The sequence below is a fragment of the Paenibacillus sp. FSL R10-2734 genome (assembly GCF_037963865.1).
GTDB lineage: Bacteria > Bacillota > Bacilli > Paenibacillales > Paenibacillaceae > Paenibacillus_AQ.
On the sequence record NZ_CP150170.1, the window covers coordinates 1,521,199 to 1,544,635 of the forward strand.

Consider the following 23,437-nt stretch of genomic DNA (forward strand, 5'->3'; position numbering starts at 1 on the left):
TTAAAAGCATGGGGGGAAGTAGAATGGAGAAGAATATATATTACCCGCTGGATTACGGTTGGTATGACTCCAAGGAGAAATGGAACAATTTTTGCAGCAGTAATTGCCGATTTTTTTCGGATTGTTCAGGAAAGGGTGGCTTTTGTTCATCCATAGAACGTAGAGACATCCCATTTGAAAATAAGGAACTTCGTAAGGACTTGCTTCAGGAGACCAGTCGGGTTTACAGGGGATTACCAGTGGTTTCAGGAGGCGAACTCAGAAGAGCGCCTCTTTTTTGGCATTTTCCGGCAAGGGAAGGGATGATTCAGCCCTGGCGGCGCAAGCTATGGGAGCTCAAAAAATAATTATTAGCGGAATGAACGATTCGCAATACATATTCGTACTACAAATAGGAACGGAATCATGGATGGAGGGGCAGATGAGCGATCAGTCGCTGGAGAGAATCAGACGGGCACAGCAGGGAGATACTTCAGCACTAACTTCACTGCTGCGAGAACACTATACCTTTTTATTCAAATATTTAATTAAGGTGACCATGGACCCGTTGCTGGCAGAGGATCTTGTACAGGACACCATGGTCAGATGTATGGAGAAGATCAACACTTATAACGGAACTTCTTCGTTCTCCTCTTGGTTAATCACAATTGCTACCAGAATATTCATTGATCGAAAGCGGCGTTGGAAGCGTGAAGCGGAGTGGAAGCAGCGAGAACAACAGGAACAGGGGATCCGTTCGATTCGTTGGCGGTTTGAGAGCAGGGGGGAGGAATGGAGTGAAGTGCTGGATGCCCTTTCCAGATTGCCCTCTGCACAAAGGGTAGCTGTGCTACTGAAGCATTATTATGGCTATAGCTACGACGAAATTGGCGAGATCATGCAAGTTCCTTCAGGCACAGTCAAGTCGCGTGTATCCCTCGGTCTTAACCAACTACGAAAGGAGCTGAATGAGAATGGAGAAGGATAAAGATAAGGAGCCTGAGTTGTATTTACAGAAGCTTTCAGATGAGCTTAATCGATTAGATGCACATTATGATGACATCACACCACCTTCATTACAGGAACTGGAGAGGTTAATGGCTGATGCTGCTGTGCATAGAAAGAGCAGGGAACGTAAAGAGCTGCTGGTATTCTGGGGGATATCGTTGATCCTGATCTGCGCATTTCTATCCATTCTCGGTTCTGCGCCGATGATCTATTGGATTATTCAAGCGATCATTCCTATAGCGGGACTCGGAGGCTTAGGGATAGCGAGGATCAGGAGGAATAGAGAAGGTGCACAAGAATGAATGAGCTGCAGGATGTGCCTCTATGGTTATGGGTGTGCATAGCGGTTGCAGTGATGCTGCAAGGGACGTTGTTGTTCCGGGACGCAAGACGACGCGGAAGAAAAGCTTGGTTCTGGGGGTTATGGGGGATGACTACGGTTCCGTCACCTGCAGTGGTATATTTACTAGTTGTCATTTTACCGGAAAGACGTAGGAGAAAGAAGTTGTAAAGGTCTAGGATATGAGCTCGTTCCTTTCATCACACAAAAGGAGTGGTACTTCATGGAAGATGTAAATTGGGGTTTAATTATGCCATTGATCATTTTGCAAGCTTTGCTTGCTATTATCGGGTTGATTTCTTTAGCCAAAGCCGATAGCGTGCGCGGCCCGAAATGGATGTGGATCCTTATTATTATATTTGGGAATATGCTAGGCAGCATAGCTTATTTTACGATAGGAAGGAAAGATGTCTAATGTCACTCCTTCATGTTACAAATTTACGCAAAAGTTATGGGGCGCATATTTCCGTTAATGATATAAGCTTTGAAATTGAAAAAGGTCGGTGTGTAGCTCTACTGGGGCCTAATGGTGCTGGAAAGACGACCACACTACGTATGCTGGCGGGACTTCTAGAACCAACCTCTGGAATGATTGCTTTTGAGGGGAGCCGTCCTGGAGCAGAATATCGAAAGGGCTTAGGATATGTACCGCAGTCTCCAGCCTTTTACGGGTGGATGACTGGACAGGAATATGTTGTATTCGCTGCAAAGCTTAGTGGAATGGGGGCCAAAGAAGCGACTAGCAGCGCTTTGGAATCACTTAAGCGTGTAGGCCTCAAAGACGATGCTCGCCGCAGGATTGGTGGCTATTCCGGGGGGATGAAGCAACGGCTGGGTCTCGCACAGGCACTTGTGCATCGCCCTCGACTGCTTTTACTTGATGAGCCTGTATCTGCACTTGATCCGATTGGCCGCAGGGAAGTAATGGAATTGCTACGAGAAATACGTGAAGAAACGACGGTAGTTTTCTCCACACATGTGCTGCATGATGCGGAAGAGATCTGTGATGATATTATTCTAATGAATCATGGACTAATTGCAGAGCAGGGGTCTTTATCGCAGCTTCGTTCACAATACAGCCTTCCTGTTATTCGTTTACGTACCGAGAAGCATAATGAAGCCATGCAGTGGCTGGAGTCTCTTGCCGACAAGCCGTTTGTACTGGAGTCCCAGTTGTTTGGTGATCATGCTGTCTTTAATGTGAACGATGTAGAAATGGCACGCCGGATGATTTTGCAAGAAGCAGCACAGCTCGAAATTCCATTGCTGCAATTTGAAGCGGGTTCTTCCACGTTAGAGGATTTATTTATGAAGGTGGTGGGCGTATGAGCAGCACCTGGGTCCTTTATCGAAAAGAAATGCTCGAGATGGCTCGCAGTTATAAGCTAATCTGGATACCTGTCGTGTTCATCATATTAGGCATCATGCAGCCCTTAACCATTTATTATTTACCGGAAATATTAAAAGCTTCAGGAGATGTTCCTCCAGGTCTGCTGGAGGGGTATGCAATACCGAGTGCTGCAGTTGTAATGGCGCAAGCTCTGGGACAGTATGGGACGATTGGAATGCTGGTATTGGCGCTTGGCTCGATGAATACTTTAGCTGGTGAACGTTATAGCGGAACTTTGGAATTAATTCTAGTAAGACCGGTTTCTCCGACAGCAATAGTGTTCGCTAAATGGGCAGCTCAGCTGACCTTGCTTGTTGTTGCGCTTGGACTGGGTGCAGCGGGCGCTGCTTATTACACGGAGCAGCTAATTGGATCACTAGCATGGGGCGATGTTATCGCAGCTTCTGGAGTATATGGTTTGTGGTTATTATGTGTTGTCTCGGCTACGTTGTTGTTTAGTGCCTTTTTAAGACCTCCAGTAGCCGCATTTTTAGCACTGGCGTTAATGGCTGGATTGTCATTAGGCTTAAGCTTATTGCCTACATGGTTTGACTGGGCGCCCGCAGCACTCTCTGGACTGTCAGCAGGAATTCTTACAGATGGAGAGGGCTTTAGAGCAGGTCCATATCTGTCTGCCAGTATATTGATCATAATTTGTCTTGCTGGGGCCTCATTTTTGACAAGGAAGAACAACATTCCCGACTGATTATTAAGCTGATCTGTATCGAATATAGTATATTTTAGTAGAATTTTCAGGATCGCCCGGCCTTCCGCTAGACAGTTCTATCTTTTTTTAGTAGACTGTTGAAACAAGCAAAATCATGATAGATTTTGGGGTCAGGAGGTAGGGCGATGCTGCGTTTAGGAGAAAAGATTGTCATTGTTGCGGACGCTTTTGAGCAGAGTCTTCCTATCGGGGAATACGGCTACCTAATTGCTTACGACCGCAATCCCGATAATGCGTTTGACTATGTTATACGTGTACCGGAAGCTAATAGGAACTTTTATGTTCCAGCTGAAGATATTGAGGCGGAAGAACATTTATTAGTAGCTGAGGCTGAAAGAGCAACGCATGAAGCGTTAATTGATTATGCTTTGTCCACGTACAATGAGAAGCTGTTCCATCATTTGATGAACGGTGAAGATATGGATACAGAAGAGACGGAATCAACGTCAACAGAAAGTATGTCCCAAGCAGATTTCATCAAACAAGTGAATCTTAGAGCTTGGATTTAAGGAAGGCCGGCGAAAGCCGGCTTTTTTGTTTAGATGTATGCATCGACGCAGCTATCGGACTCAGCAGACCGTAAACGTGGCATATTCCTACTTTTGGAATTCTAACGGACTGTATAGTCGCTATTGGCTTAAAACACGCTCGATTTGGAGCAATTTCTATGGAATAACTGCACTGGAGTCCGAAACTGTGCTGAAAAAGCGAAAAATGAGCAATTAACGGCATCTGGGTCCGTAAGCGTTATCTGGGCGGAGAAGATTATTAGAAGTTGGAGTAAAGGGATGAAGAGGTAGCTCATACGCCATTACATAGACGCTGGGTACCCTCTTATTAGTAAGCTGGATTGTATTGCTGTTCTTTTTGGAGAGCCTATCATTGAATTGTCCAAGTTTCTACAATATAATTAAAAACGTTATCCGGGCGCTTTAGCCCTTTAAACAGGAGGGATTTATCTTATGAGCATTACCGTTAAAGATGTGCAGCATGTGGCCAAGCTGGCTCGTCTGCAATTGAGCCCGGAAGAAGAGGCAACCTTTACAGAACAAATGAATGCTATTTTACAATATGCTGAGAAGTTGAATGAGCTAGATACGGAGAATGTGAAGCCGACCACGCATGTACTGCAGGTCAGTAATGTGATGCGTGACGATGTTGTGAAGGAAAGCCTAACGCAAGAGGAAGCACTTCTTAACGCGCCGGATGATGAAGACGGACATTTCAAGGTTCCAGCTGTTTTGGAATAACTACATAATTAGAAAGGGGGAAGAATCTTGAGCCTGTTTCAAAATCGATTGCCTGAAGTACACCGCATGTTAACTGCTAAAGAAGTATCGGTTAGTGAACTGACTGAAGAATCGCTGGCGATTATCGCGGAGCGGGATAAGAAAGTAAATGCGTTTTTGACCTTGAACGAGGAGGGCGCACGTAGCGCTGCACGCGCTTTGGACGACAAACTGGCATCTGGAGCAGCACGTGGGTTGCTGTTTGGTCTTCCTGCTGGAATTAAGGATAATATTGTAACTAAAGGACTGCGTACGACCTGTGCCAGCCAATTTTTGAAGGATTTTCAGCCGATCTATAACGCTACTGTGGCTTCTAAACTACAGCAGGCAGATGCCGTAACGATCGGTAAATTGAATATGGATGAATTCGCGATGGGTGGATCTAACGAGAACTCAAGCTTTGGTCCTGTACGTAATCCTTGGGATCTAGAGCGTGTGCCCGGTGGTTCCAGCGGTGGCTCTGCTGCAGCAGTAGCTGCGGGCGAAGTATTCTTCTCATTAGGTTCGGATACTGGGGGTTCGATCCGCCAGCCTGCTTCCTATTGCGGCGTTGTAGGTCTCAAGCCTACATACGGCCTTGTATCGCGTTACGGACTGGTGGCTTTTGCCTCCTCTCTTGATCAGATTGGCCCGCTTACGCGTAATGTAGAGGATTCTGCATATGTGCTTCAAGCCATTGCTGGTTATGATGCACAGGACTCTACTTCAGCTAAGGTAGAAATTCCTGATTATTTGAGCGCACTGACTGGTGATGTTTCCGGTCTTCGTATCGCTGTACCTAAGGAATACTTGGGAGCTGGTGTCGATGCTTCTGTGCGTGAGACTGTCTTGTCCGCACTTAAGGTGCTGGAAGGAATGGGCGCTGTCTGGGAGGAAGTTTCATTACCGCATACGGAATACGCAGTAGCAGCTTATTATTTGCTGTCTTCTTCGGAAGCTTCATCTAACCTTGCTCGTTTTGACGGTGTACGTTATGGCGCACGTGTAGATGAGGGCGGTGGTCTGCTCGATCTGTACCTTAACTCCCGCAGCCGTGGCTTTGGCCCAGAGGTTAAGCGACGCATTATGCTAGGAACTTATGCGCTTAGCTCTGGGTATTATGACGCGTATTACTTAAAAGCACAGAAGGTGCGTACTTTGATCAAACAAGATTTTGATGACATCTTTAAAAAATATGATGTGGTCATCGGGCCAACAGCACCAACCACAGCATTTAAATTAGGCTCACAGACTGAAGATCCACTAACCATGTATCTGAACGATATTCTCACGATTCCAGTGAGCTTGGCCGGTATTCCTGCGGTTAGCGTTCCTTGTGGCTTTGCGGAAGGCATGCCTGTAGGTCTACAAATTATCGGTAAAGAATTTGACGAGAGCACGATTCTGCGTGTTGCTCACGCTTTTGAACAAAATACTGATCACCATAACCAGCATCCACAGCTGTAGAAAAGGAGGGAATGGAATACTTATGTCTAAATACGAAACGGTCATCGGCTTAGAGGTTCACGTAGAGCTTCACACCAACTCCAAAATCTTTTGCGGATGCTCCACTGAATTTGGAGCCCCACCTAACACGCATACCTGTCCTGTCTGCTTGGGTCATCCCGGCGTATTGCCAGTGCTCAACAAACAAGCTGTAGATTACGCTATGAAAGCAGCGATGGCGCTGAATTGCACCATTGGTGATGTTAGTAAATTCGACCGCAAGAACTATTTTTACCCGGATTCACCGAAAGCTTATCAGATCTCACAATTTGATCAACCTATCGGTTTGAACGGCTGGATTGACATTGAAGTCAATGGAGAAACCAAACGAATCGGTATTACTCGTCTTCATTTGGAAGAGGATGCAGGTAAGCTTACCCACGTTGATGGCGGATTTGCATCACTTGTCGATTTTAACCGGGTGGGAACACCACTTATAGAAATCGTATCCGAGCCAGACTTGCGCTCCCCAGAGGAAGCGCGTGCTTATCTAGAGAAAATCCGTGCCATTATGCAATACTGCGACGTATCCGATGTCAAGATGGAAGAGGGATCGATGCGCTGTGACGCGAACATCAGTCTACGCCCAGAAGGACAAGAGGAATTCGGCATTAGAGCAGAGCTTAAGAACATGAACTCCTTCCGTGGTGTGCTACGTGGACTGGAGTATGAGCAATATCGTCAGGCAGAGATCCTGGATGATGGTGGAGTGGTTGTGCAAGAGACTCGCCGCTGGGATGAAGCACAAGGAAAAACTTTATCTATGCGTGGTAAAGAAGAAGCGCATGACTATCGTTATTTTCCAGATCCGGATCTGATTGTTCTGCATATTGATAATGCTTGGAAAGAATCCATTCGCTCGACGATTCCTGAACTACCGGATGCAAGACAAGCTCGTTATAGTGAAGAACTGGGTCTTACAGCTTATGATGCAGGCGTAATCACGTCCTCTAAACCGTTAGCGGACTTTTTCGAAGGCTGTCTTGCTTATACGCAGGACGCCAAGGCTGTAGCTAACTGGATCATGGGTGATCTGCTTGCTTATTTGAATAGTAATAACCTGGAGTTGACTCAGGTCAAAATTACGCCGCAAGGGCTTGGAGAAATGATTGGCCTTATTGCAGGCGGAACAATCAGCAGCAAGATCGCTAAAACGGTATTTAAAGAAATGCTAGAGAGCGGTAAATTGCCTGCTGCAATTGTTGAGGAGCAAGGGCTGGTACAAATCAGTGATGAAGGTGCCATTAAAGGAATTGTGGAAGCCGTCGTAGCTGCTAACCCGCAATCTGTAGAGGATTATAAAGCAGGAAAACAGAAAGCCATTGGCTTCCTTGTGGGACAAGTTATGAAGGAAAGTAAAGGCAAGGCTAATCCAGGTCTAGCGAATAAACTTCTGATCGAGGTATTGAACAACTAAGCCTTATATTTTACGAGAAACGGTTATCGTCTTTAGTAGACGACAACGTTGTTTCTTCTTAAAATCGCTTGTCATCCATAAAAGGACGCCGAAGGCGTTTATACTTGGGGTAATATACTTATGTAATAAGCTAAGGGCTTGTCGGCAACGGCAGGCCCTTAGCGGCATATAAGGGGACTAGTAGGGATGAATACAATTATTAAGCTAAACCTGCAGGATGATAGTACCGTTAATGAATTATGGAGCCTCCAGCATAAGGCCTACCGACTGGAAGCAGAGTTAATAGGGTTTCTTGAGATTCCACCGCTCATGGAGACGAGAGAGATGCTAAGCCACTCTAAAGAGGACTTTTACGGCTGCTTCGATGAAGATGAAGAACTGATGGGAGCTATTGCTATAGAGGAAGAATCCCCGGGCAAACTTACGATTACGCGGATGATGGTGGGTCCGGATTTTTTCCGTAGAGGAATTGCGAGCAGTCTCTTGGAGTATGTGTTTGAGCATTTCTCAGGGATGGAGCAATACATCGTATCAACGGGGAAACTAAACTTGCCTGCGGTTTCTTTGTATAGTAAGCATGGATTTGTGCCTGCTGGGTCGCAGGAAGTTGCTCCCGGCGTGGAATTGATTGACTTTTATCGGAGTGGTTCACTTTGAAGATTCATATACACAGACAAGTATCACGAAAGGAGGAGCCCAGATTATGACGAATGACTCTGCAACACTCCCAGTACAGGAAGAGCAGCAGGCTGCTGCCGATCTAGAGACTACGGAGAATAAGATTCAGAAAAAAATAATCCCTCCGCGTCCGAAGCGACGCCCCCGCAAACGCAAATTTATCGCTGGACTGCTGGCAGCTCTCATCCCTGGAACAGGGCACTTGTACTTTGGGCTTCTCCGCAAAGGAATTACCTTTATCTTCCTGATTCTATTGGATATTTCGGCTTTATTATATTTTTCATCCATTGGAATGCAGATTAATGTTCCGCTACTTATCTTACTTGCACTAATTATTCCAACGATTTATTTCTACAATGTATATGATGTACTGCAATCGGCAGACAAGATTCTTCGTTACCCCGAAGATCAGGAGCTTGATGATGCTGTGGCAAAAGTAACCTCACCGCCTAAACGTCGTAGTATCGTCAGTGAGCCTGGTATATCCTTTGGACTTTTACTCCTCTTAGGGGGAGCGTTACTCATTCTGTTTAGCCAAAAGCCAGCATGGTTACAGTTTTTTATCGAGCATTATTCCGAAGTGGTCGTGGCTGTAGTGTTATTATGTAGTGGTTTATTTATAGGCTCGCGAGAAATTGTCAGAGGAATGGTTTGGCGTAAAAAAAATGAGTCTCACAACCGGCGTGTAGGAAGGTATACGGCATCATTATTACTCATTGCTATTGCCATCCCGTTGTTTCTGGATTGGAGAGACGGAACAGATTATATGCTTCTACTCTTGAAGTGGTGGCCAGTCATCCCAGTGTTATGGGGGATTGAGTTCTTGTTCATGTATTTCTTCTCTGGTCGTTCAGGCTCTGTTGTAAAGGGAACTAGAATCAGATTGGATTTACGCGGACTTTTATCTGCTATATTGCTTGCTGTGAGTGTATTTATCGTTGCCGAACAGGAACATTATTTATATCTGTGGAAAAATGTCAGTCTCAACTTTACGGCAGCGGCAGTGGACTATGGCGAGGCTAAGGGAAGCAAATTTCAGAAGTCTCCGCTTATTGTTCCGGTGGAATTAAATACAGCTAAAATATCCGTTGATGGTATTAATGGGGATATTTTATTACATCGTGCACCGGTAGATAATATTCAAATTTCTACTACAGTATGGGTAGATCAATTGGAGGGTCCGATGGCTGAAGCCATTTCTGAACAGTCCTTTGTGGAGGTTGTTGAAGGACCAACCATAAAAATCACCTCAAACAGTAAGGCGTACGGAGAATCAGGTAAGCGTCAGCCGCGAATGGATTTGGACATTTCCTTACCGGAAGACCGTCGGTTTAACCTCGATGTTCGCACAATGAATGGCGGGATCACCCTGCAGAACATAGAAGCGATCGAAGATATTTCACTGGAAACGGGGAATGGGGAACTTATTCTTCATCGTATCTTTGGTAATGTTAAGGGGAAAACACTGAATGGAGCTGTACGTGCCAGATCCGTCCAGGGCAGTGTTGAATTATCGACGAGCGCTGGTAACATGAATGCTTGGGACGTTACAGGGGCTTTGAAATTATCAACGGGTGTTGGCAATATCAGTGCAATCGGAAATGGAGAAAAGATCGATATTTCCAGCAAAAACGGTAATTTAGAGATTGATGGAGTCAGATCGAAGCTGCTTGCAGAATCCTTGAATGGCGTCATTGATGTTCGTTCACATGAAGTTGGAGGAGACTGGGACATTTATAGTGCAGTTGGCGATATCCATTTATATTTACCACTGTTAGGGAACTATAAATTGAATGGCTCTAGTGGTTATGGTGATATTATTTCAGATTTACCTGGCTTAACCATTGACAAGAAGAAGATATCTGGTGAAGTGGGCACAGGTGATTTCAAGGTTCAGGTTGAGGGAAACAGCAACTTAAATGTGAGAGGATATTGAAAAAAGTAATTTTTCTTATATAATAATGAATATAATGTATAGACTTCGTTGACAAGTTTGAAAGCCCAGTCTTACAATTATAAGAAATATTTCTTTTATTTTAAATTTAAAGGACGGTGACAGTCATGGGGAGTGGCGTACAACATGCATTGGAACAATTAAAAACAACAGGTGTCCGTATAACGCCCCAGCGTCATGCGATTCTTACGTATTTAATGGAAGCAATGAATCATCCTACAGCTGACGATATATACCGGGCATTGGAGCCTAAATTTCCGAGCATGAGCGTGGCAACCGTATATAATAATCTCAAGATGTTTATGGAAGCTGGCATGGTTCGCGAGTTGACCTATGGGGATAGCTCCAGTCGTTTTGATGCCAACGTGTCTGATCATTATCATGTTATCTGTCAGCAATGCGGTAAGATTGAGGATTTCAGTTATCCTTCGCTTAGGGATGTAGAACTGCATGCTGAGCAATCTACAGGCTTTAAGATCACAGGATTGCGTATGGAACTGCATGGAATTTGCAAATGTTGCAGAGAGAAGCAGCATTAAGACAAGAATAGAACGGTATCAAGGCCGTATGCCAAGTTACCACAATAAACGTGCGAAATCCGAAAGCGGAGGACTCACGTTTTTATTTTTTTTGGAATAACAAATTGTAGTATAAATGACTATCTTCTACTGGTTTTACGAGACCGAGTAAATGTTATAATCATATTGTTAGACTCTACTAAAAATCATTTATTATCTGGAGGATATATTTTGGACAGAAGACAGGGACAAAGACGCGTTAAAAAGCGCGGAGGTTTTTTTAGGCGCTTGTTTGGACTTTTAATCATTGCAGCAGCAGCTTACTGGGTAGTATTTTATGTATTGCCAAATCGACAGCATATAGATGTGGACTGGAAAGCGCAAGAGCATCCCATCTTTGTAAAAGGAGGGCATACAGGTTATTCTGCCACGGGGACTGGGGATAGCATGCTATTACCATTACCGTTATTGCAAGAGTATGTGGACCCTTCCATTCGTTATGAAGAGAAGACAAAATCGGTCATATTATCAACGGATAGCGAACTTCTATACATGCAGGAAGATAAAACCGATGCCAGTCTGAATAATCGCCCTTTGCAGCTGCGGCTAGCACCTGAGGTGAAGGAGAAGGTAACCTACCTTCCTGCGGATGTATTAGAAGATCTGTACGGGTTTGAAATTCAGGAGGATACGAATACTGGTGCAGTACTATTAATGACGGCAGGGGAGACAGTTTCGCTAGGAAAAGTTAAAGGTGAAGCAGGAGACAAGACAGTAGCTCTTCGCAATGAGGCATCCATTCACGCACCTATTGTTGCGGATATGTCTCCTGGAGCAGTCGTAAATATTTGGAATGAGGACAATAAGGACTGGCTGTTTGTACAATTAAGCAACGGGTACGCAGGCTATGCCAAGGCAAGTGACATTATTCGGGATGGTCAAAAGACAGTGGAACCGAAACAATCCACACCAACACGAGCTGAACGGAACTGGAAAGGGAAAGCAGTGAATCTGTATTGGGAGGCTGTTTACCAACGTAAACCAAATCCAGAAACCTTCGGTGAGTTACCAGGTGTTAATGTGGCTAGCCCAACCTGGTTTAGTATTATAGATGGTGATGGCAATGTGCGCAGTCAGGCCGACAGTGCGTACGTGCAGTGGGCGCATAAGCGCGGTATAGAGGTATGGGGATTGCTTAGCAATAGCTTCGATCCAGATATGACCACTGAGGCATTATCCAGCTATGAGAAACGGATGAACGCAATCGTACAGATGCTCGAGTATGCAGATTTATACAATTTGGATGGAATTAATATCGACTTTGAGAATGTGTATACGAAAGACGGAGAGAATGTCACTCAATTTATGCGTGAGCTAAAACCGATGGCTCAGGCTAAGAATCTAATCGTCTCCATAGACGTGACTCCTAAGTCCAATAGCGAGATGTGGTCAGCATTTCTTGATCGTAAGGCTCTTGGGACATTAGTCGATTATCTGATCGTGATGGCTTATGATGAACATTGGGCTGCTAGCCCTATCGCGGGCTCTGTTGCCTCCTTACCTTGGGTAGAGAAATCAATAAGCCGGATCATAGAGGAAGATAATGTACCGCCTGAGAAGGTGATTTTGGGGATCCCATTGTATACTCGCATCTGGACTGAGGCTGAAGTAGATGGAAAGACTAAGGTAAGCTCTAAATCGGTTAGTATGAATGCAATTGAAAAAATTATCAAAGAGAAAAAGCTAACCCCAACATTTGATAAGAGTGCTGGGCAGAATTACGTAGAGTACAAGGAAGATGGTGCTCTTAAGAAAATATGGATAGAAGATAAGGTGAGCTTGAAATCAAGAGTTGAGCTTGCTAAGTCCTTTGGGCTTGGAGGCATCGGATCTTGGAATCGTAGCTTTAGCAATCCATCGGCATGGGAAGCATTACAAGAAATCCATAAATAATTATAGTTATCATTCAGATAGACAAAGGGGCTCCCATATCGGGGGCCCCTTTGTTGTATCAAGCAAATGTTTGATTGCATTTTAAATCGCTAGTAATTGGCTTCTGTAAGATGTGTTTAGTGGTTAAGCTGCTGACTCTCAAGCTGATCTGCAGTAATATTGGCCACAGCCGGATCCATAGTAAGAATAGTATGGCAGAACATACAGCGGTCTGTTTTGCCGAGCATCTTAGTCAGCTTGTGACACTCCGGGCACTCTAGCTGAACTGCGCTTGTTGATAGCATACCAGCCCAGAAATAGATCGCAAGACTTGCCATCATGGAAATTAAACCGATTACAAGACCGATTCCAGCGAATACCTTGCCAGTCGATCCCCAGAATACGATGCCTGCTGTACCCAAAACCATAAGTCCCATTCCGAGCATTGTGAGCAGTAATCCCCATGTGCGAAAAGCGTTAATTTTGGCCGATTTAAACTTCATGAGTGTTTGCTCCTTACTAAAATATAGTTCGGTTGTTCAGAAGGAACTGTCATGCATATGTAGAATTATAGTATAACTGAATTATAACTGACTGGACGCAAAATCGCCAAATTTAATGGAGGGAAGCATGGAATTGTCCAATGTAACTTTGTTGAGTGGAGAAACGTTTGAAGCGAATGTTTTAGGAGCTGTCGCTTTGCGCCAGAAAGGGAACACTCCATTTCAAAGCGCGCTACTTCACGATTTTGATATGGTTGTATTAGTTTTGCATGAGGAACAGGATTTAGAGCATATTGTTCGCCACACCATTGCCGGTGACAAACGGACCCAGTCAGTCCATATTGGCCTTTCCGCTTTGGAGCGGGCTGTCATGGCGGGAGACAATAACGAGCTCCTTACTAGTTTGATGACAGGGGAAGTAATCTGGGATCCCAAAGGTATACTGCAGGATATGCGCCGGGAGATTTTGCAATATGAAGGGCCTCTTAAGGAACGGGTTGAGTTCATGGAGTTTGCACGCTTCTTGCATTTGTATGTGAAATCTAAGCGATATATAGAAGCTGACTGCATTATGGATGCTTATAACTGTGTATTGATGGCTCTATATCATTGGGCAAGAATAGAAGTGAGTGAAGCTGGTTTATTTCCAGAGCCCGCTGTTTGGGAACAAGTTAAAAGCATGAATACTTCGGTCCACAAACTATATGAGGAGCTAACCATCAGCACTGAAACTTTAGCGCAAAGAGTTGAGCTTGTTCTTCTAGCATGCGAATTTGGAATTATGTCCAAAATGACGGATTGTTGTGCGTTGCTCTTTAATATTTTGAATAGCCGTAAGGAAGCATGGAGCATAAAAGAATTACTACAGCATTCTGGTCTGTGTCAATTGGAGGCTGAGTTACCCCTGGTTTTACGAAAGCTTGTTTCTCGTTCCCTAATCCGTGAGATTACTTTATGGACCGACGGTTACGAGGGAGAGGGTCATGCGATCCGATATACCTTATAGAGAAGAATTAGATGCAGTATATGATGATTAACTATAGAGAAGATAAGTAAGGATAGGGAGAGGCTGAGCACTCTCTTTTTTTGTTTACTTACTAATATGAAACACTTATATATATTCATTAAAATTAATGGTTGACTCTTTCCTTGTTCATGTGATAAATTATAACTCGTCCCTCTGACACAGAGATGTGCTTTCGAAAACATTCGAAAGACAACCGAAAAAAAGAAATTTAAAAAAAGGTTGACTAAAACGAGGGCGCTGTGATATATTATAAAGGTCGCTGCTGAACAACAGCAACGACGAAATGAACAGCTTGATCTTTGAAAACTGAACAACGAGTGAGTAGGAAATCACGCAAGTGAAATCCAAAATTAGAGAATTAATTTTCTCGTCAGATGTTTCAAAATGAGCATATCGCTCTTTTCAATACTAATTGGAGAGTTTGATCCTGGCTCAGGACGAACGCTGGCGGCGTGCCTAATACATGCAAGTCGAGCGGAGTTATTTTGAAAGCTTGCTTTCAAAATAACTTAGCGGCGGACGGGTGAGTAACACGTAGGCAACCTGCCCTTCAGACTGGGATAACTACCGGAAACGGTAGCTAATACCGGATAATTTCTTTTTTCTCCTGAAGAAAGAATGAAAGACGGAGCAATCTGTCACTGAGGGATGGGCCTGCGGCGCATTAGCTAGTTGGTGGGGTAACGGCCCACCAAGGCGACGATGCGTAGCCGACCTGAGAGGGTGAACGGCCACACTGGGACTGAGACACGGCCCAGACTCCTACGGGAGGCAGCAGTAGGGAATCTTCCGCAATGGACGAAAGTCTGACGGAGCAACGCCGCGTGAGTGATGAAGGTTTTCGGATCGTAAAGCTCTGTTGCCAGGGAAGAACGTCCGGTAGAGTAACTGCTATCGGAGTGACGGTACCTGAGAAGAAAGCCCCGGCTAACTACGTGCCAGCAGCCGCGGTAATACGTAGGGGGCAAGCGTTGTCCGGAATTATTGGGCGTAAAGCGCGCGCAGGCGGTCATTTAAGTCTGGTGTTTAAACCTTGGGCTCAACCTAAGGTCGCACTGGAAACTGGGTGACTTGAGTACAGAAGAGGAAAGTGGAATTCCACGTGTAGCGGTGAAATGCGTAGATATGTGGAGGAACACCAGTGGCGAAGGCGACTTTCTGGGCTGTAACTGACGCTGAGGCGCGAAAGCGTGGGGAGCAAACAGGATTAGATACCCTGGTAGTCCACGCCGTAAACGATGAGTGCTAGGTGTTAGGGGTTTCGATACCCTTGGTGCCGAAGTTAACACAGTAAGCACTCCGCCTGGGGAGTACGGTCGCAAGACTGAAACTCAAAGGAATTGACGGGGACCCGCACAAGCAGTGGAGTATGTGGTTTAATTCGAAGCAACGCGAAGAACCTTACCAGGTCTTGACATCCCTCTGAATCCACTAGAGATAGTGGCGGCCTTCGGGACAGAGGAGACAGGTGGTGCATGGTTGTCGTCAGCTCGTGTCGTGAGATGTTGGGTTAAGTCCCGCAACGAGCGCAACCCTTAACTTTAGTTGCCAGCAAGTAATGTTGGGCACTCTAGAGTGACTGCCGGTGACAAACCGGAGGAAGGTGGGGATGACGTCAAATCATCATGCCCCTTATGACCTGGGCTACACACGTACTACAATGGCCGGTACAACGGGAAGCGAAACCGCGAGGTGAAGCCAATCCCATCAAAGCCGGTCTCAGTTCGGATTGCAGGCTGCAACTCGCCTGCATGAAGTCGGAATTGCTAGTAATCGCGGATCAGCATGCCGCGGTGAATACGTTCCCGGGTCTTGTACACACCGCCCGTCACACCACGAGAGTTTACAACACCCGAAGTCGGTGGGGTAACCCGCAAGGGAGCCAGCCGCCGAAGGTGGGGTAGATGATTGGGGTGAAGTCGTAACAAGGTAGCCGTATCGGAAGGTGCGGCTGGATCACCTCCTTTCTATGGAGAATCGTCTTCTGCAATGAAGACATTCAAATCGGAAGTTAAACTTCCAAAACTCAGGTTTAGGCCTGTTACTCACTCGTTGCTCAGTTTTGAGAGTTTAAGCTCTCATCTTTAAACTTGATCCTTGAAAACTGGATACCGAAACGAATTTGCGTTTTAGAACATCTTTTAGCTAAAACTTGTGTAAACAAGTACGTTAGTTATTAGCTGGAAGCGAAGATTTTCGATTGTGCGAACAAGCGAAACATTGGAGCGAAGGTTAAGCTAATAAGAGCACACGGAGGATGCCTAGGCGCCAGGAGCCGACGAAGGACGTGGCGAACAACGAAACTGCCTCGGGGAGCTGTAAGCAAGCTTTGATCCGGGGGTGTCCGAATGGGGAAACCCAGCTGTGGTAATTCGCAGTTACTCACACCTGAACACATAGGGTGTGTAGAGGCAGACCAGGGGAACTGAAACATCTAAGTACCCTGAGGAAGAGAAAACAATAGTGATTCCGTCAGTAGCGGCGAGCGAACGCGGAACAGCCTAAACCTAAGAGCTTGCTCTTAGGGGTTGTGGGACGTCTCACATGGAGTTACAAAGGAATATGGTAGGTGAAGAGGTCTGGAAAGGCCCGCGATAGAGGTAAAAGCCCTGTAACCTAAACTGTGTTCTCTCCGAGACGGATCCCGAGTAGTGCGGGGCACGTGAAACCCCGTATGAATCCAGCAGGACCATCTGCTAAGGCTAAATACTACCTGGCGACCGATAGTGAAACAGTACCGTGAGGGAAAGGTGAAAAGCACCCCGGAAGGGGAGTGAAATAGAACCTGAAACCGTGTGCTTACAAAAAGTCAGAGCCCTATTAATGGGTGATGGCGTGCCTTTTGTAGAATGAACCGGCGAGTTACGTTTAACATGCAAGGTTAAGTCGAGAAGACGGAGCCGCAGCGAAAGCGAGTCTGAATAGGGCGATTGAGTATGTGGACGTAGACCCGAAACCGTGTGATCTACCCCTGTCCAGGGTGAAGGTGCGGTAACACGCACTGGAGGCCCGAACCCACGTACGTTGAAAAGTGCGGGGATGAGGTGGGGGTAGCGGAGAAATTCCAATCGAACTCGGAGATAGCTGGTTCTCCCCGAAATAGCTTTAGGGCTAGCCTCGGTATAAGAGTAGTGGAGGTAGAGCACTGATTGGTTGCGGGGTCCGCAAGGATTACCAAGATCAGTCAAACTCCGAATGCCATATACTTATTGCCGGGAGTCAGACAGTGAGTGCTAAGATCCATTGTCAAAAGGGAAACAGCCCAGACCATCAGCTAAGGTCCCCAAGTGTGTGTTAAGTGGGAAAGGATGTGGAGTTGCACAGACAACCAGGATGTTGGCTTAGAAGCAGCCACCATTGAAAGAGTGCGTAATAGCTCACTGGTCGAGTGACTCTGCGCCGAAAATGTAACGGGGCTAAACACACCACCGAAGCTATGGCTAGATACGTATGTATCTGGGGTAGGGGAGCGTTGTATGTGGGTTGAAGGTGTACCGTAAGGAGCGCTGGACAGCATACAAGTGAGAATGCCGGTATGAGTAACGAAAAGATCAGTGAGAATCTGATCCGCCGAAAGCCCAAGGTTTCCTGAGGAAGGCTCGTCCGCTCAGGGTAAGTCGGGACCTAAGGCGAGGCCGAAAGGCGTAGTCGAAGGACAACAGTTTGAAATTACTGTACCACCGTAATCCGCTATGAGCGATGGGGTGACGCAGGAGGGTAGTGACGCGGACTGATGGATATGTCCGTCTAAGCAGTGAGGCTGATGTGTAGGCAAATCCGCACATCGTTAAGGCTGGGCTGTGATGGGGAGCGAAAATTGTAGTAGCGAAGGTCATGATCTCACACTGCCAAGAAAAGCCTCTAGCCAGGAGAAGGTGCCCGTACCGCAAACCGACACAGGTAGGCGAGAAGAGAATTCTAAGGCGCGCGGAAGAACTCTCGTTAAGGAACTCGGCAAAATGACCCCGTAACTTCGGGAGAAGGGGTGCCCCGGTAGTGTGAATAGCACGAGGGGGCCGCAGTGAAAAGGCCCAAGCGACTGTTTAGCAAAAACACAGGTCTGTGCGAAGCCGCAAGGCGAAGTATACGGGCTGACGCCTGCCCGGTGCTGGAAGGTTAAGGGGAGTGGTTAGGGGTAACCCGAAGCTATGAACCGAAGCCCCAGTAAACGGCGGCCGTAACTATAACGGTCCTAAGGTAGCGAAATTCCTTGTCAGGTAAATTCTGACCCGCACGAATGGCGTAACGACTTGGGCGCTGTCTCAACGAGAGATCCGGTGAAATTTTAATACCTGTGAAGATGCAGGTTACCCGCGACAAGACGGAAAGACCCCATGGAGCTTTACTGCAGCTTGATATTGAATTTGGGTACGATCTGTACAGGATAGGTGGGAGCCGTAGAAATCGGAGCGCAAGCTTCGGTGGAGGCGCCGTTGGGATACCACCCTGATCGTATCTAGGTTCTAACCTAGTACCGTAATCCGGTACGGGGACCGTGTCAGGCGGGCAGTTTGACTGGGGCGGTCGCCTCCTAAAGAGTAACGGAGGCGTTCCAAGGTTCCCTCAGAATGGTTGGAAATCATTCGAAGAGTGCAAAGGCATAAGGGAGCTTGACTGCGAGACCTACAAGTCGAGCAGGGACGAAAGTCGGACTTAGTGATCCGGTGGTACCGCATGGAAGGGCCATCGCTCAACGGATAAAAGCTACCCTGGGGATAACAGGCTTATCTCCCCCAAGAGTCCACATCGACGGGGAGGTTTGGCACCTCGATGTCGGCTCATCGCATCCTGGGGCTGAAGTAGGTCCCAAGGGTTGGGCTGTTCGCCCATTAAAGCGGTACGCGAGCTGGGTTCAGAACGTCGTGAGACAGTTCGGTCCCTATCTGTCGTGGGCGCAGGAAATTTGAGAGGAGCTGTCCTTAGTACGAGAGGACCGGGATGGACGTACCGCTGGTGCACCAGTTGTTTCGCCAGAAGCATGGCTGGGTAGCTACGTACGGACGGGATAAGCGCTGAAAGCATCTAAGCGTGAAGCCCCCCTCAAGATGAGATTTCCCAATTAGTAAGACCCCTTGAAGACGACGAGGTAGATAGGTTGGAGGTGGAAGTGCAGTAATGCATGGAGCTGACCAATACTAATCGGTCGAGGGCTTATCCAATATTTAAAACGCAGATTTGTTTCGGATTCAGTTTTCAGGCATCAAGCCTGGTATGAATATTCCCTGATAGCTCAGTTGGTAGAGCACTCGACTGTTAATCGAGTTGTCACAGGTTCGAGTCCTGTTCGGGGAGCCATATGGAGAGGTGTCCGAGTTTGGCCGAAGGAGCACGATTGGAAATCGTGTAGGCGCCACAAGCGTCTCGAGGGTTCGAATCCCTCTCTCTCCGCCACAAATTTTTAATTAGTATGGCCCGTTGGTCAAGGGGTTAAGACACCTCCCTTTCACGGAGGTAACATGGGTTCGAATCCCATACGGGTCACCAAATTTTCACTTGATTTTACATAGTGGACTTTGGTACAATAACAATTGTTCTTTACGGAGGCTTAGCTCAGCTGGGAGAGCATCTGCCTTACAAGCAGAGGGTCGGGGGTTCGATCCCCTCAGCCTCCACCATATTTATTTAATAACGACGCGGGGTGGAGCAGCCCGGTAGCTCGTCGGGCTCATAACCCGAAGGCCGCAGGTTCAAATCCTGCCCCCGCAACCAATTTTCATCAAGCAATTATATCTTTTGGAACCGTGGTGTAGTTGGCCTAACATGCCTGCCTGTCACGCAGGAGATCGCGAGTTCGAATCTCGTCGGTTCCGCCATTTTTACCTTGGCTCGATAGCTCAGTCGGTAGAGCAGAGGACTGAAAATCCTCGTGTCGGCGGTTCGAATCCGTCTCGAGCCACCATGATTTTTATAAAAGAATGAGTGCCTGCCGGTGTAGCTCAATTGGTAGAGCAACTGACTTGTAATCAGTAGGTTGGGGGTTCAAGTCCTCTCGCCGGCACCATCCTTGGGGGATTAGCGAAGTGGCCAAACGCATCAGACTGTAAATCTGCTCACGTACGTGTTCGGTGGTTCGAATCCATCATCCCCCACCAGTTTTAGGGGCATAGTTTAAAGGTAGAACAACGGTCTCCAAAACCGTTGGTGTGGGTTCAATTCCTGCTGCCCCTGCCAAATTCTTTCTAAAGTTTAATATGGCGATCGTGGCGAAGGGGTTAACGCACCGGATTGTGGTTCCGGCATTCGTGGGTTCGAGACCCATCGGTCGCCCCATTTACTTTAACAAAGAAGAGTGACAACTAAATTCAGTATCATATGGCGACTGTGGCGAAGGGGTTAACGCACCGGATTGTGGTTCCGGCATTCGTGGGTTCGAGACCCATCAGTCGCCCCATTTTACTTAAAAATGTTATTGGGGATTAGCCAAGCGGTAAGGCAACGGACTTTGACTCCGTCATGCATAGGTTCAAATCCTATATCCCCAGCCATTTTATGCGGACGTGGCTCAGCGGTAGAGCATCGCCTTGCCAAGGCGAGGGTCGCGGGTTCGATTCCCGTCGTCCGCTCCAAATTTTTATATGGCGCCATAGCCAAGTGGTAAGGCAAAGCTCTGCAAAAGCTTTATCCCCAGTTCAAATCTGGGTGGCGCCTCCATTTAGTTTATATGTGCCGGCGTGGCGGAATGGCAGACGCGCTCGACTCAAAATCGAGAGGGAAACCGTGGAGGTTCGAGTCCTCTCGCCGGTATATCAAAAGGTTTGTAAAGTTGCTTATACAAGCGACGTTACAAACCTTTTTTCTTTATGCCTTTGGACTTTCATTCATAAGCCGTTGAATTAGAGGAGATCTCTATTCAACGGCTTTTTTATATGGAATGGAGGTTTATTGATTGTATGGAATGGAGGTTTATTGATTGTTTAGGCGGAAGCCCCGTGGGGTGAGACCTATCTCTCGTTTAAACATATTGCAGAATTGGGCGTCGTTCACAAACCCTGCAGCTGCGGATACTTCAGAGATATGCATTTGGGTATGCTGCAAGAGAGACTTCGCATAATCCAGACGCTTCAATAGTAGATAGCGCAGAGGTGAAGAGCCGAAACGTTCTTTAAATAAATGGCGGAAACGATCATAGCTATATCCGGACATTTCAGAGAGTGTTGCGACCGATAGTTTATGGCGGTAATGCTCATTCATATAGTTTAGAACATATTGTACTCTGTCTTCCGTTGGAGATTGAAAACCAGAGGCGCTAAGTAGCCGAATCAGATGAACAGTAATTTCACTCATTTGCAGGTTTAATAGTTCAGAGAATCCATCTTGTTTGCGCGTAAACTCTGCTTTCATTCGAAGCAAGATTTGCAGAACAGTCTGGTCTCTATCATCTTCATATACGCCTTGCAAATTCTCCATATTTGGGTGATTTGAATGGAAGCCTACAAATAGAACAGTAGCATCCTCCCGATGGTTCTCGTCATGTTTATGATTGGGTGGTACAAGCGCGAATGATGATGAACGAAAATGATAACTTCGCGAACCTACATTGGTAGTTCCTAATCCGTTTAAATAATAGACTAGTTCATAGCATTCATGCTGGTGTGGTGGAATATAGGTATTAACCTCATGTGCTGCATTTACAATATATAGAACACGATCCATGATGAGCCTCCAATATTTATGTTTTAGCCGAATCGCACAAAATTATGACCGAAATCATATAATTTTTTTCATTAATATTTGATATGATCGTATCAAGAAATCCGAAGATTAGCAACCTGACTGGACATCTCGTTCGGAAATTAGTCGGATTATTTGTAAAAATGATAATTTTGTCTCTATTTTCGAGTGTATTCGTTAAAATCATTAAATTTTTAACAATGTAACTGCAATATGAGAGTTTCCATCTAAATCGTGAAATATACAACGGACTAAGAAGGAGAACCTCTCAAATTACTAACCAACTACAAATAGGGGTGGAATAGAATTATGAAAAAGAAAGTTCTTTCTTTGTTGTTACTAGTAGTAATGGTAATGGTCACAGCTTGTGGAAATAATACGTCGAGTAATGGAGCTTCCTCGAATGCAGGATCAAATGCGGCTGATGGTGGAGAAACAGGTTCAGGGGATAAACTCAAGGTCGTACTACTGATTCCAGGAACACTTGGAGACAAATCATTTTTTGACTCTGCGAATAGCGGTTTGCAAAAGGTTAAGGACGAACTGGGTGCAGAAACAAAGGTTGTAGAAATGGGTGTCGATAAAACGAAATGGGAGCCTACATTCAACGATATCGCCGCTGAGGATTGGGATGTCATTATTTCTGGCGGATCGGAAATTACGGAAATGTTTAATGCAACAGCTGAACTATATCCAGACAAAAAATTCATTAACTATGATACCGATATAGATGAAGCGCCAGAGAATATGTACAACATGTCTTATGCGACAAATGAAGTATCTTTTTTGGCAGGTGCTGTAGCAGCGCTGGCTACACAATCGGATATGGCAAGTGCTAATCCTGAGAATGTGATCGGTTTTGTAGGCGGCATGGACATTCCAGGAATTAACGCTTTCTTGGTAGGTTATATTCAGGGCGCTCAATATGTTGATCCTGATGTGAAGGTAGCAGTATCGTATGCTGGTGATTTCGTTAACCCGGCTAAAGGTAAGGAGCTTTCGCTGATTCAATATAACTCCGGTGTGGATGTTATTTTTAACGTGGCTGGCGGTACAGGTCTTGGGATCTTTGACGCAGCTAAGGAGAAGAAGAAATATGCTATCGGTGTAGATTCCGATCAGGCGATGTTGCTTAACGAAACAGATAGCGAAAAAGCAAACTTGATCGTTACTTCTTCTATTAAAAAGATTGATAGTGCTATTCTGGGTGCCGTGAAGAGATTACAAGATGGTACACTTGAGATGGGTAAACGTGATGTGTTGAGCTTTGTAGATGATGGTGTGGGCATTGCGGAGAATGATATCTATAAGAATGTATTCCCAGCAGATCTTCAGGCCAAAGTCGAAGAAGTGAAGCAAAAGCTGATTAACAAAGAAATTACAGTAGATAACGCGATGGGAATGGAAACCTCAGAAGTAGAAGCCATTCGTAACGCTGTTAAGCCTTAAGTATAGGTATATAGTGATAAACCTACAGTTGGAGATTCTTCTATTAGAAGAATTCCAGCTGTATATTTTT

At 45.9% G+C, this 23,437-nt stretch carries 19 protein-coding genes, 16 tRNA genes and 2 rRNA genes; 35 read left to right on the forward strand and 2 right to left on the reverse strand.

Going from position 1 to position 23,437, the window contains the following annotated elements; translation table 11 throughout:
• Positions 1–23: 23 nt before the first annotated feature.
• The 15 genes from NSS67_RS06785 to NSS67_RS06855 all read left to right on the forward strand — a co-directional run bounded on the left by NSS67_RS06785 (position 24) and on the right by NSS67_RS06855 (position 12,738).
• Positions 24–347 (forward strand): hypothetical protein, encoded by a 324-nt coding sequence (locus NSS67_RS06785; protein ID WP_339318859.1) that lies wholly within the window; start codon positions 24–26, stop codon positions 345–347.
• A 74-nt stretch (positions 348–421) separates the two neighbouring features.
• On the forward strand, positions 422–967 hold the full coding sequence (sigY, locus tag NSS67_RS06790) for an RNA polymerase sigma factor SigY (protein WP_339320519.1): 546 nt from the start codon (positions 422–424) through the stop codon (positions 965–967).
• Positions 954–1,289, forward strand: a complete 336-nt coding sequence (locus tag NSS67_RS06795) for a YxlC family protein (protein WP_339318860.1) — start codon at positions 954–956, stop codon at positions 1,287–1,289. The genes sigY and NSS67_RS06795 overlap by 14 nt, the downstream gene beginning before the upstream one ends.
• A complete protein-coding gene (locus NSS67_RS06800; protein ID WP_339318861.1) occupies positions 1,286–1,498 on the forward strand; it encodes a hypothetical protein in 213 nt (70 codons plus the stop codon). The genes NSS67_RS06795 and NSS67_RS06800 overlap by 4 nt, the downstream gene beginning before the upstream one ends.
• A gap of 52 nt (positions 1,499–1,550) precedes the next feature.
• On the forward strand, positions 1,551–1,742 hold the full coding sequence (locus tag NSS67_RS06805; RefSeq protein WP_339318862.1) for a PLD nuclease N-terminal domain-containing protein: 192 nt from the start codon (positions 1,551–1,553) through the stop codon (positions 1,740–1,742).
• Complete coding sequence (locus NSS67_RS06810) at positions 1,742–2,656, forward strand: ABC transporter ATP-binding protein (protein ID WP_339318863.1); 915 nt, start codon at positions 1,742–1,744, stop codon at positions 2,654–2,656. The genes NSS67_RS06805 and NSS67_RS06810 overlap by 1 nt, the downstream gene beginning before the upstream one ends.
• A complete protein-coding gene (locus NSS67_RS06815; RefSeq protein ID WP_339318864.1) occupies positions 2,653–3,423 on the forward strand; it encodes an ABC transporter permease subunit in 771 nt (256 codons plus the stop codon). Before NSS67_RS06810 ends, NSS67_RS06815 begins: the two co-directional genes overlap by 4 nt.
• Before the next feature lie 146 nt (positions 3,424–3,569).
• Complete coding sequence (locus NSS67_RS06820) at positions 3,570–3,953, forward strand: ATPase (RefSeq protein ID WP_339318865.1); 384 nt, start codon at positions 3,570–3,572, stop codon at positions 3,951–3,953.
• A 453-nt stretch (positions 3,954–4,406) separates the two neighbouring features.
• Positions 4,407–4,694 carry an Asp-tRNA(Asn)/Glu-tRNA(Gln) amidotransferase subunit GatC gene (gene gatC, locus NSS67_RS06825; protein ID WP_042131015.1) on the forward strand — a complete coding sequence of 96 codons (288 nt, stop codon included), beginning with the start codon at positions 4,407–4,409 and terminating at the stop codon, positions 4,692–4,694.
• A gap of 27 nt (positions 4,695–4,721) precedes the next feature.
• A complete protein-coding gene (gene gatA, locus NSS67_RS06830) occupies positions 4,722–6,179 on the forward strand; it encodes an Asp-tRNA(Asn)/Glu-tRNA(Gln) amidotransferase subunit GatA (RefSeq protein ID WP_339318866.1) in 1,458 nt (485 codons plus the stop codon).
• 22 nt (positions 6,180–6,201) lie between these two features.
• Positions 6,202–7,635, forward strand: coding sequence for an Asp-tRNA(Asn)/Glu-tRNA(Gln) amidotransferase subunit GatB (gene gatB / locus NSS67_RS06835; protein ID WP_339318867.1), 1,434 nt, complete (start codon positions 6,202–6,204; stop codon positions 7,633–7,635).
• Between the two features lie 186 nt (positions 7,636–7,821).
• On the forward strand, positions 7,822–8,292 hold the full coding sequence (locus NSS67_RS06840; RefSeq protein WP_339318868.1) for a GNAT family N-acetyltransferase: 471 nt from the start codon (positions 7,822–7,824) through the stop codon (positions 8,290–8,292).
• Between the two features lie 46 nt (positions 8,293–8,338).
• Positions 8,339–10,249 (forward strand): DUF4097 family beta strand repeat-containing protein, encoded by a 1,911-nt coding sequence (locus tag NSS67_RS06845; protein ID WP_339318869.1) that lies wholly within the window; start codon positions 8,339–8,341, stop codon positions 10,247–10,249.
• A 125-nt stretch (positions 10,250–10,374) separates the two neighbouring features.
• Positions 10,375–10,806 (forward strand): Fur family transcriptional regulator, encoded by a 432-nt coding sequence (locus tag NSS67_RS06850; RefSeq protein WP_339318870.1) that lies wholly within the window; start codon positions 10,375–10,377, stop codon positions 10,804–10,806.
• 210 nt (positions 10,807–11,016) lie between these two features.
• Positions 11,017–12,738 carry a glycosyl hydrolase family 18 protein gene (locus NSS67_RS06855; protein ID WP_339318871.1) on the forward strand — a complete coding sequence of 574 codons (1,722 nt, stop codon included), beginning with the start codon at positions 11,017–11,019 and terminating at the stop codon, positions 12,736–12,738.
• A gap of 116 nt (positions 12,739–12,854) precedes the next feature.
• On the opposite strand, the gene NSS67_RS06860 is transcribed toward NSS67_RS06855, so the two are convergent.
• On the reverse strand, positions 12,855–13,220 hold the full coding sequence (locus NSS67_RS06860; RefSeq protein ID WP_339318872.1) for a DUF2614 family zinc ribbon-containing protein: 366 nt from the start codon (positions 13,218–13,220) through the stop codon (positions 12,855–12,857).
• A gap of 127 nt (positions 13,221–13,347) precedes the next feature.
• On the opposite strand from NSS67_RS06860, the gene NSS67_RS06865 reads away from it, so the two are divergent.
• The 19 genes from NSS67_RS06865 to NSS67_RS06955 all read left to right on the forward strand — a co-directional run bounded on the left by NSS67_RS06865 (position 13,348) and on the right by NSS67_RS06955 (position 20,991).
• Positions 13,348–14,226, forward strand: coding sequence for a nucleotidyltransferase-like protein (locus tag NSS67_RS06865; protein WP_339318873.1), 879 nt, complete (start codon positions 13,348–13,350; stop codon positions 14,224–14,226).
• Between the two features lie 430 nt (positions 14,227–14,656).
• Positions 14,657–16,214 (forward strand): 16S ribosomal RNA (locus tag NSS67_RS06870).
• A 263-nt stretch (positions 16,215–16,477) separates the two neighbouring features.
• Positions 16,478–19,406: ribosomal RNA gene (locus NSS67_RS06875) — 23S ribosomal RNA — on the forward strand.
• Together the 16S and 23S rRNA genes with 16 tRNA genes alongside form the textbook arrangement of a ribosomal RNA operon.
• A gap of 60 nt (positions 19,407–19,466) precedes the next feature.
• Positions 19,467–19,542 (forward strand) — tRNA-Asn (locus tag NSS67_RS06880).
• 3 nt (positions 19,543–19,545) lie between these two features.
• Positions 19,546–19,638 (forward strand) — tRNA-Ser (locus tag NSS67_RS06885).
• Positions 19,639–19,656: 18 nt separating this feature from the next.
• Positions 19,657–19,731: transfer RNA gene (locus NSS67_RS06890), tRNA-Glu, on the forward strand.
• A gap of 55 nt (positions 19,732–19,786) precedes the next feature.
• Positions 19,787–19,862, forward strand: a tRNA-Val gene (locus NSS67_RS06895).
• Between the two features lie 17 nt (positions 19,863–19,879).
• Positions 19,880–19,956, forward strand: a tRNA-Met gene (locus tag NSS67_RS06900).
• 26 nt (positions 19,957–19,982) lie between these two features.
• Positions 19,983–20,060 (forward strand) — tRNA-Asp (locus NSS67_RS06905).
• A gap of 10 nt (positions 20,061–20,070) precedes the next feature.
• Positions 20,071–20,146: transfer RNA gene (locus tag NSS67_RS06910), tRNA-Phe, on the forward strand.
• A 26-nt stretch (positions 20,147–20,172) separates the two neighbouring features.
• Positions 20,173–20,248 (forward strand) — tRNA-Thr (locus NSS67_RS06915).
• Between the two features lie 5 nt (positions 20,249–20,253).
• A tRNA-Tyr gene (locus NSS67_RS06920) sits at positions 20,254–20,339 on the forward strand.
• A 5-nt stretch (positions 20,340–20,344) separates the two neighbouring features.
• Positions 20,345–20,418 (forward strand) — tRNA-Trp (locus NSS67_RS06925).
• Positions 20,419–20,441: 23 nt separating this feature from the next.
• Positions 20,442–20,517, forward strand: a tRNA-His gene (locus tag NSS67_RS06930).
• A 45-nt stretch (positions 20,518–20,562) separates the two neighbouring features.
• Positions 20,563–20,638 (forward strand) — tRNA-His (locus NSS67_RS06935).
• A gap of 19 nt (positions 20,639–20,657) precedes the next feature.
• Positions 20,658–20,732, forward strand: a tRNA-Gln gene (locus tag NSS67_RS06940).
• Positions 20,733–20,738: 6 nt separating this feature from the next.
• Positions 20,739–20,813 (forward strand) — tRNA-Gly (locus NSS67_RS06945).
• An 11-nt stretch (positions 20,814–20,824) separates the two neighbouring features.
• A tRNA-Cys gene (locus NSS67_RS06950) sits at positions 20,825–20,898 on the forward strand.
• A gap of 14 nt (positions 20,899–20,912) precedes the next feature.
• Positions 20,913–20,991 (forward strand) — tRNA-Leu (locus NSS67_RS06955).
• A 159-nt stretch (positions 20,992–21,150) separates the two neighbouring features.
• Here NSS67_RS06955 and NSS67_RS06960 read toward each other — a convergent pair.
• Complete coding sequence (locus tag NSS67_RS06960) at positions 21,151–21,900, reverse strand: helix-turn-helix domain-containing protein (protein WP_339318874.1); 750 nt, start codon at positions 21,898–21,900, stop codon at positions 21,151–21,153.
• 327 nt (positions 21,901–22,227) lie between these two features.
• Between NSS67_RS06960 and NSS67_RS06965 the strand changes: the two genes are divergently transcribed.
• Entirely contained in the window at positions 22,228–23,367 is a 1,140-nt protein-coding gene (locus NSS67_RS06965) for a BMP family ABC transporter substrate-binding protein (RefSeq protein WP_339318875.1), read from the forward strand.
• The last annotated feature ends 70 nt before the right edge of the window (positions 23,368–23,437 follow it).

Coding starts and splice junctions, on each gene's coding strand:
- NSS67_RS06785 (WP_339318859.1), top strand. CDS start 24: ATGGAGAAGAATATATATTACCCGCTGGATTACGGTTGGTATGACTCC.
- sigY (WP_339320519.1), top strand. CDS start 422: ATGAGCGATCAGTCGCTGGAGAGAATCAGACGGGCACAGCAGGGAGAT.
- NSS67_RS06795 (WP_339318860.1), top strand. CDS start 954: ATGGAGAAGGATAAAGATAAGGAGCCTGAGTTGTATTTACAGAAGCTT.
- NSS67_RS06800 (WP_339318861.1), top strand. CDS start 1,286: ATGAATGAGCTGCAGGATGTGCCTCTATGGTTATGGGTGTGCATAGCG.
- NSS67_RS06805 (WP_339318862.1), top strand. CDS start 1,551: ATGGAAGATGTAAATTGGGGTTTAATTATGCCATTGATCATTTTGCAA.
- NSS67_RS06810 (WP_339318863.1), top strand. CDS start 1,742: ATGTCACTCCTTCATGTTACAAATTTACGCAAAAGTTATGGGGCGCAT.
- NSS67_RS06815 (WP_339318864.1), top strand. CDS start 2,653: ATGAGCAGCACCTGGGTCCTTTATCGAAAAGAAATGCTCGAGATGGCT.
- NSS67_RS06820 (WP_339318865.1), top strand. CDS start 3,570: ATGCTGCGTTTAGGAGAAAAGATTGTCATTGTTGCGGACGCTTTTGAG.
- gatC (WP_042131015.1), top strand. CDS start 4,407: ATGAGCATTACCGTTAAAGATGTGCAGCATGTGGCCAAGCTGGCTCGT.
- gatB (WP_339318867.1), top strand. CDS start 6,202: ATGTCTAAATACGAAACGGTCATCGGCTTAGAGGTTCACGTAGAGCTT.
- NSS67_RS06840 (WP_339318868.1), top strand. CDS start 7,822: ATGAATACAATTATTAAGCTAAACCTGCAGGATGATAGTACCGTTAAT.
- NSS67_RS06845 (WP_339318869.1), top strand. CDS start 8,339: ATGACGAATGACTCTGCAACACTCCCAGTACAGGAAGAGCAGCAGGCT.
- NSS67_RS06850 (WP_339318870.1), top strand. CDS start 10,375: ATGGGGAGTGGCGTACAACATGCATTGGAACAATTAAAAACAACAGGT.
- NSS67_RS06860 (WP_339318872.1), bottom strand. CDS start 13,220: ATGAAGTTTAAATCGGCCAAAATTAACGCTTTTCGCACATGGGGATTA.
- NSS67_RS06865 (WP_339318873.1), top strand. CDS start 13,348: ATGGAATTGTCCAATGTAACTTTGTTGAGTGGAGAAACGTTTGAAGCG.
- NSS67_RS06960 (WP_339318874.1), bottom strand. CDS start 21,900: ATGGATCGTGTTCTATATATTGTAAATGCAGCACATGAGGTTAATACC.
- NSS67_RS06965 (WP_339318875.1), top strand. CDS start 22,228: ATGAAAAAGAAAGTTCTTTCTTTGTTGTTACTAGTAGTAATGGTAATG.